The organism is Pengzhenrongella sp. (assembly GCF_036565025.1).
In the GTDB taxonomy this organism is placed as follows: domain Bacteria; phylum Actinomycetota; class Actinomycetes; order Actinomycetales; family Cellulomonadaceae; genus Pengzhenrongella.
In genome coordinates, this window is the sequence record NZ_DATCNW010000420.1 from 1 (window position 1) to 9,871 (window position 9,871).

Below are 9,871 nucleotides of genomic sequence, written 5' to 3' on the forward strand. Positions count from 1 at the left end.
GGGCCGTTGCGCTTCGATGGACGTCATCACGCTCTCGTCGCCAACAAAAAAGGGCAACCCCGGCGGGCCGCCCAAAACGCATGATCACCCTCAGTGACGCCAACCCACCCCCACGTGGTCACCCACGGTGTCGCTCAACACGAGCCGGCCGCGCTGGAGCGAGCAGAGCGCAGGTAGTCAGGAGGTCTATCGGCCCTCGGAGACCTCGTGAGCGGGCTTGACGCGGCCAACATCACAATCGTGCTAACCGCCATCGCCCACACCGCCGGGTGGCACGAACGCGGCACCGCCGCCCTCGTCACCGGCGGGTTCAGATCGCTCACAACCGCGTGATCGCGCGCGCCCACCCGGCTGTGCAGCGGATTTCTCAGGGGCGTCCGCCGATTGCACGACTCCGGGCGGTCGGCGAGGTGACGCGACGCGTGGTCACCCTTACCACGTTGAGCGGGCCGTGCCTCCACGTGCACCGCCGCCACAGGCGTACGTCGGGACCGTGCGTTGTGCGACCGGCGCGCTCCACGGTCCGGTGGGTGGGGTCGTGAACCTCGAATGTCGCTCAGTGGAAGGAGCCTTGACGTAGTGGTGATGATGACGGCGGCGTGCGCGTTGGCGCGGACGTTGCTGCCAGCGCTCGGGCGGTGATGGCTTCACGTCCAGCTCGTCGCGAAGGTCGCCGACTCCTTGGCCGACGGACTCGTCGACGCTGATAGGGACACGCTCGATCAGGCGGATCAGGCAGCCTGGCTGCGTGGCTGGGATGCCTGACAGTTCCGGGCTCGCCGCGCATTGCCATCGACGATCCGCAAGGCATCAGACTCGTGAGTCGTCGTCCGATCATGTCTTCCGCATGCCGGGCGGGTAGCGTCGAAGCATGCGCGACGAGCCCTCCTCTCGAAGCCGGGTGGCGAAGTACTTCGCCGGCCGGCCCCTCATGTGGGCGACAGTGAGTGGTCTCGCCCTCGTAGTGATCGGGCTGACGGTGTTTTTCGGTCTCCTCGATTCCGTAGTGGAGCGCGACGACTTCTCGCTCGCGGATCGGCCTGTGCTTTCGTGGCTGGTCGTGAACCGCGGGCCAGCGGCGACCGCCATATTGAGTTCCATCACGTTCATCTCGGGGCCGCTGGTGCTACCGGTGATTGTGGTGGTCGTTTGTATCGTGTGGGGTGCGTTGAGGCACCAGTGGTGGCGCCCGTTGGTCCTCCTCGCAGCCATGGGTGTCTCAACCGCGGTCTCGGTTGCGATCAAGGCGGTCGTGGCGCGGCCGCGGCCCCCGATCACCACGATGTTTGTGCCCAGTGCCGAAACATCGGCCTCGTTTCCGTCGGGCCATACGATCGGCGCAGCGACGTTTCTTTTCGTCGGGGCTTACTTGGTCGTGAGCCGGCGGCCCGGCGCCTGGCGACTGTTCTGTTGGTGCGTTGCGGCGTTGATCGGGGTTGTCGCGGTCGCCCTGAGCAGGTTGTACCTCGGCTACCACTTCCTCACTGACGTCCTCGCAGCGGTCGCGCTCGCGCTGGCGATCCTCGGGACCGTCATGATCGTCGACCGCCTGCGTGCGCTGCGCGGGTCGAGAGAGAGCCGTCACGTGTGATGAGAATCAGACCGGTACGCCCCGCCGTCGTTGTCAACCCCAGCAAGACAGGCGATCCCGTGGCGCATCGGGGTGCGGTGACGGCAGCGCTGGAGGCGGCGGGGATAGGCGAACCGATGTGGTTCGAGACGACGGCGGACGACCCTGGCTCGGGGCAGTGTGCCCAGGCCGTCGCCGATGGCGCTGACATCGTCCTCGCCTGTGGTGGTGACGGCACTGTACGAGCATGTGCAGCTGTGTTGGCTGGCGGGAAGGTGCCTCTGGGTCTGCTGCCTGCTGGCACCGGCAACCTGTTCGCTCGAAATCTCGGCATCCCGATCAACCTGGACGAGGCGGCCCAGGTCGCGGCTACCGGGCCACTGCGGCGCGTTGACGTCCCGGAACTCGACGGGGAGTCCTTTGTTGTGATGGGGGGTTCGGGCTTCGATGCTCTTCTCTTCGAACGGACTTCTCATGATCTGAAGGGCCGCATCGGCTGGGCCGCGTACGCCATCGCCGGTGTCAAGGCGGTCCGTTCGGCCGAGCGAATGCCGATCCGGCTCGAAATTGACGGCCAGGTCACGGTCATCCACGCGATCGGGGTGATCGTAGCCAACGTAGGAACATTGACCGCCGGCATGGTCTTGTTCCCCGCCGCAGTACCCGACGACGGCGTGTTGGACGTAGCGGTCCTGACCTCGCAACATCTTGGCAACTGGATTGGACTTCTCGGCAACATCGCGATGGGCAGGCGTCCCGAGCCCTGGCAGGTTCAGCATCACCGAGGAACAGACGTCCGTGTCCACTGGCCTAAGGCCGTTCCCATTGAACTCGACGGTGATCTCCGTGAACCGAATGACCAGCTCAACTTCACCGTCTCAGCCCGGACCGTTGACATCTGCGTGCCACCAGCTGATGCACCGATCGCACGAGTTCGTTGAGTTTCGCACGCTGACTTTGTCGCCCAGACCTGGGGCAGGCATTCGCTCTGGTCGAGAGCACGCCCGAGCAGAGACGGCTCCCGCTGGACCGGAACGGCGGACGGGCAGGATGGCGGTGGCTCCGAAGAAGGCGCAGACCCGGGCGACCGCGTGCAGCAGGAGTGTCGGAGTTGATGCGGTCGGCCACGGACAACGGCTATGAAGGGTAGGCGGGACGGCGCCGATCGGATCCCGACGCTGTGACGGACAGATTCGCCATCGCCTCCTCCGTCACCGGTCCGAGCGACGGTTGTCGTCGCGGGGAACGGTGCCGGGACCAACCGTCTCCGCGGCGGCCAACGACCCGACCGCGGTTTTGCCTGCCTCGATGGTGACGTCGTCGGGCCGGGGCCGCCAGAACCGTTGCGCGGCGACGTGGTTGACCTTCACGCCTCTGCGGCTACGGCGCCGTGGCGGGGCACGCGCGGACCACGAGGCGTAGTGCTTGGTTGACCCCGCGGACGACCCTGACACTCTGCCCGTGCCGGGGGAGATGACGGCGGACATCCGGTCAGCGGGCAAAACTCATGTCCGCCACCGGGCAACTTCGTGGCCGTCTCCGGGAAGTTACTTGTGTCCGCTGCCAGGCCCTACGCTATCCGCATGCCTGCTGACAGCGGTCCAGATCCTCACCGCGACGACCTTCCCGGTCCGGATCAGGTCCCGTGGCGTGGGACCAGCGGACGGACCCGGCTCGCCGTTGCGGCCCTCATTGGAGTGGGCGCGGGGTCGGCGGTCACGGCGTCGAGTGGCTGGCGGCTTGGGCTGCTCGCCGGATGGATCGTGGCAGCCTCGGTGTTCGTCATCTGGCTGTGGCGCAGCATCTGGTCGATGGACGCACCGACTACAGCTAGCCATGCCGTGGCCGAGTACCCCGGCCGCTCGGCGGCCGACACGACAGTTGTTGTCGCGGCTGTCGCGAGCTTGGCAGCGATCGCGCTGCTCCTACTCGGCGGCTCCTCCGGGCCCGGAGGCAAAGACGTCCAGGCCGCCGTGACGGTGCTGAGTGTGGCGCTGTCCTGGGCGGCCGTGCACTCCATCTTCACCACTCGCTACGCCCGCCTGTACTACGCCGGCGCCGACGGCGGCATCGACTTCAACGAGACCGACCCGCCGCGCTACAGCGACTTCGCCTACCTGGCCTTCACCATCGGAATGACGTTCCAGGTCTCCGACACCGACCTGCAGACCAAGAGCATCCGAGCCACGGCGCTACGCCACGCGCTCCTGTCCTACCTGTTCGGCTCGATAATCATCGCCACCACGATCAACCTGGTCGCCGGGCTCGGAGGATAAAGCCCGCTCCAACGACCTATTCGCGTTAGGGCGGCGAAACGTCGTGGCCCCGACATCAAGGTCAGCACCCAGTCGATGAGCTCCTTGACGTGAGCGATCAAGGTCCCTTTGTTTGCTACCGGCCCCTTGCGCGACGAGGCCGGCTGCCGGCCTTGAGGACATCATCCATGGTCTCTCGGATGGCGACGTACGCGCGGGGCGAGCGCGCGCCGCGCGGCCACCACCGCTCGCCCCACCCGCGTTGGCGCGAAGCTCGCGGCGTGCGCATGAGCGTTTCGGTGCGCGAAGCACTGCGACCCCCGCTACGTCGACGCGAACCGACTCAGACAGCGCATGAAGGAACCAGTGCCGCTCCGGCCTTGCGCTGCGGGGAGTTCTGCCCGGTCAGCGCCTTGATCCGTTGACGGGTCGCGCGGCCCCACGGGGTTGAGGAACGGATCAGGTGCGGTCACCAGTAATGACGGCGACCGCCGACGGCACGGCCGGCGCGTCCGAGGAGCGCGAGGACGAGTCCGACGGCGACGAGTATCACGCCAATGGTCTCCAGGACGGCGATGTGGGCGACGAGCCCGACGATGAACAGGACGATACCCAGGATGATCACGACGACTCCCTGCTGGCTAAGGCTCGGAGCGGGCGCCCGGTTGCTGGCGACGCTACCGCTGAAGTAATTAGAGGCCGATATCACCACCATAGTTCTACGGTGTATCTCTCAGTGAATACCGCAAGCTGGGCAGGTGTCAATACGTAGGGCTATGCTTTTCTACGATGTAGCAGATTGCTCGGTAGAGCCAGGGCAATTCGGCGGATGGGTTACAACGTGACCGTCCACCGATCGACAGACCCACGATTCCTCAGGTTTGACCCGCCAGTCGACGCTGCGCGCCACGGGGAGATCATCGATGAGAACGGCGTCGAGGGCCGTCGGGTGTTACTGGCGCCCTTGCGTACTGGACTGGTGCGAGTAGCAACGGCCGGGCTACCCCAGGTTCACCCCCTGATCGCACCCGCGACGGCTGATTCAGCGGTTGTCCGGCGGCTGGGATTAGTTCCCGGGCCATTCCCCGGTCCAACGCTGGAACATGCGTGCGCCGGCGCGGTCGATGACGGTCTTGACCAGCGAGTACAGCGCACCTTGGATGACAGCAGCGATGAGGATCTGTCGGAGCGGGTACTCGGTGTTCAACGCCGTGGGCGGGTCGGACTGGTCGCCGGGCGCGGTGCGCTGCCAGAACTTGCGGAAAATCATTGAAGCAAGCAGCCCACCGACGACCGAGCTGACCATTCCGACGGGTCTGTACAGAACTTTCGCGGACTTGCTGGTCTCTTCGTGAGTCGTCATCGGGAAGCTTCCCTCGCGTGGGTCAAGTTGGCGGTGAACGTGTGTCGCGATCGGTCTGGACTTTGAGCGGGCGCTTGTCTAGCGCTGGCGCCTGCGCACCGCGACGATAGCCAACGGGATCGCGGCGACGGTGATCGCCAGGAACACCGAGACCCCGAGTCGGAGGTGACCGTTCGCGTCGCGCGTCGACTGCTCGACGCGATTGAGCATGTTCCTGCTGCTCTCTCGCGCCGAGCGAGCCGTGTCGAGGGCGCCTTGCTTGATGTCCTGGAGCTTGGCCCGGGTCCGGGACTTCACGTCGAACTTTCGCGAGAGCTCATCGACGGTGTGTGCGAGCTCGTTGCGGGTGTTGTCGATGCCGTGCTGAATCTCCGCGGCGCTCGAATCTCTGCCGGGCAGGGGCGTGTTCGGGTCACTGGTCGGGGTCATGGTGAATAGCCTCCTTGACTGCTTCGATGTCGTCCTTGATGCTCTCGACGGCGTGTTCGGGGGGCGGAGCGACCTGTTGAACTTGCGTCTTGCCGACTGCGACGCCGACGGCGGCAGCGGCGAAGAGTGCCACTGTCACGATCAGGGCCGCGGCCCACAGTGGCAGTACCAGGTCTAGCGCGATGACGGCCGTGGCGACGAGCGCGACGACACCGAGCCGCACCAGGACGAGGGAGGCGCCGAAGACGCCGGCGCCGATGCCAGCGTGCTTGGCGCTGCTCTTCAGTTCCGCTTGAGCGAGCATGAGTTCCTGGCGCACGAGGCGCGCGGTCTGCTCGGACAGCCGGGTCATCAGCTCACCCACGGATGCGTCGGGGTCGACGTTTGAATCGCGGTTCATGCCACGTCCTCCTTTCGGTGAGTGCCGAGCGCAAGGCCCGCGACCTCCACGGAGCCAGCAGCAGACTCGTTCATCAGCTCTCCTGGTTTTGGTGAACCGGTTCACCCGACGCGGGTGGTGCACGGCTTTGCGACGCGGGGGCCGGACAGGCTGTTCCAACAGCGCCGCGACGAGCCGGGGTCGTGTTCGACAACCGTCGCAGGGAACGCTATCGATTCGCGTGCGCGGACGTTAGTCGACGAGTGGTCATACGTGTTTAATAACTGTATCAAAGATCGTCTTGGACGAGCCACTTCCAGTGCTGCAAACCCCGTCCCCCGTCAGGTTGGCTTCAACAGTGCGTATCGCGTCGGCGTGGAACCCTGGGGTTCCCCGCGAAGGACCACGTCGTCGTGTCGAACGAAATCCAAGGGCCTGTGGGCTCTGTCGACCGGCCGCACAGTCCCGTGTCGAACCGGGCAAGCACGGCACTTCCACCCTGGTCACGATCCTCGTCGGGAGGCGGTCATTTCGCCCCGCGTGCGAGATGTGAACTCAGACTCAGTGATACTGGTGCGGCGGGGGTCGCCACGATGTTCGGAGGAACATGCGCAGTCCGGCCCTCGCCTCGTTGAGCTGGGCGCACCGCGGGGTGCGGCACGTTCGCGTTCAGCTTGCGCTCAAGGGCGCGTTTGCGGCCTCCGCCGCGTGGTTCGTGGCTGCCCGGCTGCTTCCCGACGACATCGCCACCTACGCCTGCTACGCCCCCTTGGGAGCGGTCATCGCGATCCACCCGACCGTGCACCGATCGGCGACCGAGGCGGCACGCAACGTGGCGGGCATCGTGCTGGGCGCGACCATCGCCCTGTTGACGGATTCCGTGTTTGGCGTCAACTTCCTGACGGTCGCGCTGGTGGTCGTGGTCGGGATCCTCGTCGGAGGAATGCGATGGCTGGGATCCCAGGGCTGGGTGCCGACGTCGGCGCTGCTCACGCTTGTAGTCGGCAGTTACGACAAGCAGAACTATGTGCTCGCGTTCGCAGGTCTGACCCTGATGGGCGCGGTTTTCGCTGTCGTGGTGAACATGATCCTGCCTGCCCTCCCGCTGGAGCGCTCCGCGCACTCCCTCACCCACTTGCGCGATACCGTCGCCTGCGAGCTGGATGCGCTCGCCGACTCCTACGGACCTCAAGTCGATGCCGGCGAACGCACCGAACGGTCGAGCCAGCGGCACTTGGACCAACTGCTCGGAGAGATGCGCTCCGCCGTGCGGGAGTCCGGCGAGGCGGCGGACGCGAACCGGCGCGCGCGGAACCAACGTGAGACGTTGCGGGACCTGCACCGCCAGGCGCAGGCGCTCGAGCAGTTCGGGTTCCTCGTCCACTACCTCGGCCTTCTCCTCGACGACCACAGTTCCGGCGGCGGATCACTCGGCCCGACCCACCAGATCACGCTCCAGACAGCCCAGGCGCTGCGAGCTCTTGCCGCTGCGGTGCGGGTGGTGACCGCGGGCAGATGCGACAAGGAGGTCACCACAACAGTCGCCGACTCCGTCGACAACCTTTGCGCCACGCTCCTCGCACACCCGCCTGCCGACGCAACGTCCCACTCGGACCTGTTGATCACCGGGTCCGTGGTGACCGCCCTGCGCCGGTCGCTCACCGTCATCCGCGGCGGCGACGAGGACGAGGACGACCAGCACAACCCTTCGCCCTCAGTTCCTCCTCTTGCCAGTGCTCAATCGAGAAAGTGAATCACGTGTCGGAAGCGATCGCGGGCACGGCAACGGATGGTGTTCTGGGTGGGCGGTATCGCCTCGGTGAGCAGATCGGACGAGGGTCGATGGGAACTGTTCACCGAGCTCGGGACGAATCGCTCGGTCGGGACGTCGCGGTCAAGATTCTGGCGACGTCGACGTCGACCGCGACCGCGACCGCGACCGCGACCACGACCGCGAACGAGGGCGAGGGCGAGGGCGAGGTGCAGCCCGACGACGAGGTCAGGCTCCTCACTGACCTGAACCACCAGAACGTTGTGACCCTCCTCGATGCCGGTTCCGATCAGTCGGACCCGGATAGGCCGCGGATCTACCTCGTCATGGAGCTCATCGATGGCGCCGATCTGCGAAGCCGGCTCCTGGATGGGGCGATGACCCCGCACGACGTCGGGCAGATCGGCATCGACATCGCAGAGGGTCTCGACTACGTCCATGACCAAGGAGTGGTCCACCGCGACATCAAACCGTCGAACATCATGATGTTCGACTACGCCAACGACACCGACCGGGTGCGGGCCAAGCTCACCGACTTCGGGATCGCGATGAGCATGGAAGGCACCCTCGTCGCTGACAGTGACGGTGGCCTTTCCGGTACGGCGGCCTATGTCAGCCCAGAGCAGGCAAGGGGGGAGCCGCTCGGACCGCCGAGCGACATCTACTCCCTCGGTCTCGTCCTGGTTGAGTGCCTCACCGGGGTCGTGGCCTATCCGGGGGCGCCCTTGCAGAGCGCGCTCGCGCGGTTGATGCACAGCCCGGCCCTCCCCACCGGGCTCGACCCCCGATGGACCCGGCTGCTCGAGGCGATGACAGCGACCGATCCCAGCGCCCGGCCCACGGCGAGCGAGACCGCCCTGGCCCTCCGGGAGATCACCGCCGCGGGCAAGGGCCGTCGTCGCGCCACCCAGTCGATCATCCCGGAGAACGAGCCCGCGAGGATGGCTGCGGTGCAGCGGTACGACATCCTGGACAGCCCGCCGGACGGTGCCTTCGACCGGATCACTGCGCTTGCCGCCCGGCTGTTCTCCGTGCCGATCGCGATCGTGAGCGTGGTCGATCACGACCGCATCTGGTTCAAGTCCCACCACGGGCTCGAGTTTGACGAACTCGATCGCGATGCGGGCCTGTGTGCGTCGGCCATCCTGCACGACGACCCATGGATCATCGAGGATGCCGCAGTCGATGTGCGCGCGCTGTCGAACCCGTTGGTGGCGGGCGAATTCGGGCTTCGGTTCTATGCGGGCATCCCGCTGCGCACCCGTGACGGCTTCAACTTGGGGACCCTATGCATCCTGGACCGCGAGCCGCGCACGCTCGACACCCAGGACGTCGAGACGCTCGAAGACCTCGCGGCAATCGTCATGAACGACCTGGAGCTCCGGCGCGATAACCGGCACGCCCCATAGATCGCAGCGAGGCTTGCGGAGTTCCGGCAGCGCTGCAAGTCGGTGGTACCGGCGGTATGGCCATGCAGGTCAGCAGATCGTAGGGTCACCGGGTGAGGCCGCCTAGAGACAGCATCCCCGCGAGCGACGCCACGGCCCCGATCGGGGCAGGTTCGGCGCACGTCGCCGCAGCCACGGGCCCTGATGCCGCGCCGGGTCCGGCCGTTGCTCGGCCGAGCGGGCCGGCGACCATGGCGGCACGGGTCAAGGCCGTGCTGGCGTGGTGGCAGCAGACCCGGCCAGCGCGAGCCAATGCGCGCTTCGGTGCGGCGGGCGGAGGAGTGCTGACCGGCGGGATCGCGTACAGCGCGCTGTTTTCCGTGTTCGCCGGCCTGACGATCGGCTACACGGTCTTCATGGCAGTTCTTGGCGGCAACGCGGGCCTGCGTCAGGACCTGCTCACCACCCTCTCGACCTCGCTGCCGGGACTGATCGACACTGGTGACGGGAACGGCCTGCTCAAGCCTGAGGACCTCGTGGTCAGCACGGGGCTGAACGTCGCTGGTGTGATCGCAGTCGTCGTCCTGCTGCTCAGCGCCACGGCCGCGATGGCGGCTCTGCGCACGGCGGTGCGGGCAATGTTTGACGTGCGCGGCGCGGGCGGGAATGCCGTCCACGGCAAGCTTCGGGAACTGGCCGGGTTCGCCGGGATGGCA

Annotated in this window: 12 protein-coding genes; 7 read left to right on the top strand and 5 right to left on the bottom strand. The window is 66.5% G+C overall.

Translation table 11 applies throughout. The features are described 5' to 3' along the window. The first annotated feature begins 207 nt into the window (after positions 1-207). From VIM26_RS24140 to VIM26_RS24150, 3 genes are all read left to right on the top strand, one after another. On the top strand, positions 208-333 hold the full coding sequence (locus VIM26_RS24140; RefSeq protein WP_331955880.1) for a hypothetical protein: 126 nt from the start codon (positions 208-210) through the stop codon (positions 331-333). A gap of 538 nt (positions 334-871) precedes the next feature. Beyond that, positions 872-1,591 carry a phosphatase PAP2 family protein gene (locus VIM26_RS24145; RefSeq protein ID WP_331955881.1) on the top strand — a complete coding sequence of 240 codons (720 nt, stop codon included), beginning with the start codon at positions 872-874 and terminating at the stop codon, positions 1,589-1,591. After that, on the top strand, positions 1,591-2,511 hold the full coding sequence (locus VIM26_RS24150) for a diacylglycerol kinase family protein (protein WP_331955882.1): 921 nt from the start codon (positions 1,591-1,593) through the stop codon (positions 2,509-2,511). The genes VIM26_RS24145 and VIM26_RS24150 overlap by 1 nt, the downstream gene beginning before the upstream one ends. Positions 2,512-2,781: 270 nt before the next feature. On the opposite strand, the gene VIM26_RS24155 is transcribed toward VIM26_RS24150, so the two are convergent. Continuing rightward, the gene (locus tag VIM26_RS24155) at positions 2,782-2,940 is read right to left on the bottom strand and encodes a hypothetical protein (RefSeq protein ID WP_331955883.1); all 159 of its coding nucleotides are present in this window, start codon (positions 2,938-2,940) and stop codon (positions 2,782-2,784) included. A 213-nt stretch (positions 2,941-3,153) separates the two neighbouring features. On the opposite strand from VIM26_RS24155, the gene VIM26_RS24160 reads away from it, so the two are divergent. Beyond that, positions 3,154-3,846, top strand: coding sequence for a DUF1345 domain-containing protein (locus VIM26_RS24160; protein ID WP_331955884.1), 693 nt, complete (start codon positions 3,154-3,156; stop codon positions 3,844-3,846). A 448-nt stretch (positions 3,847-4,294) separates the two neighbouring features. Here VIM26_RS24160 and VIM26_RS24165 read toward each other — a convergent pair whose 3' ends face one another. From VIM26_RS24165 to VIM26_RS24180, 4 genes are all read right to left on the bottom strand, one after another. After that, a complete protein-coding gene (locus VIM26_RS24165; RefSeq protein ID WP_331955885.1) occupies positions 4,295-4,450 on the bottom strand; it encodes a DUF6131 family protein in 156 nt (51 codons plus the stop codon). A 441-nt stretch (positions 4,451-4,891) separates the two neighbouring features. Beyond that, positions 4,892-5,188: a DUF4235 domain-containing protein gene (locus tag VIM26_RS24170; protein ID WP_331955886.1), complete on the bottom strand. Its 297-nt coding sequence runs from the start codon at positions 5,186-5,188 to the stop codon at positions 4,892-4,894. A gap of 78 nt (positions 5,189-5,266) precedes the next feature. Beyond that, positions 5,267-5,617, bottom strand: a complete 351-nt coding sequence (locus VIM26_RS24175) for a DUF3618 domain-containing protein (RefSeq protein WP_331955887.1) — start codon at positions 5,615-5,617, stop codon at positions 5,267-5,269. Next, positions 5,601-6,017 carry a phage holin family protein gene (locus VIM26_RS24180; RefSeq protein WP_331955888.1) on the bottom strand — a complete coding sequence of 139 codons (417 nt, stop codon included), beginning with the start codon at positions 6,015-6,017 and terminating at the stop codon, positions 5,601-5,603. Before VIM26_RS24180 ends, VIM26_RS24175 begins: the two co-directional genes overlap by 17 nt. Positions 6,018-6,603: 586 nt before the next feature. Here VIM26_RS24180 and VIM26_RS24185 point away from each other — a divergent pair. The 3 genes from VIM26_RS24185 to VIM26_RS24195 all read left to right on the top strand — a co-directional run. Next, positions 6,604-7,749, top strand: coding sequence for an aromatic acid exporter family protein (locus VIM26_RS24185; protein WP_331955889.1), 1,146 nt, complete (start codon positions 6,604-6,606; stop codon positions 7,747-7,749). Between the two features lie 5 nt (positions 7,750-7,754). Further along, positions 7,755-9,176 (top strand): protein kinase domain-containing protein, encoded by a 1,422-nt coding sequence (locus tag VIM26_RS24190; RefSeq protein ID WP_331955891.1) that lies wholly within the window; start codon positions 7,755-7,757, stop codon positions 9,174-9,176. A gap of 92 nt (positions 9,177-9,268) precedes the next feature. Continuing rightward, the coding region (locus VIM26_RS24195) for a YhjD/YihY/BrkB family envelope integrity protein (RefSeq protein WP_331955890.1) at positions 9,269-9,871 on the top strand (603 nt) is incomplete at its 3' end.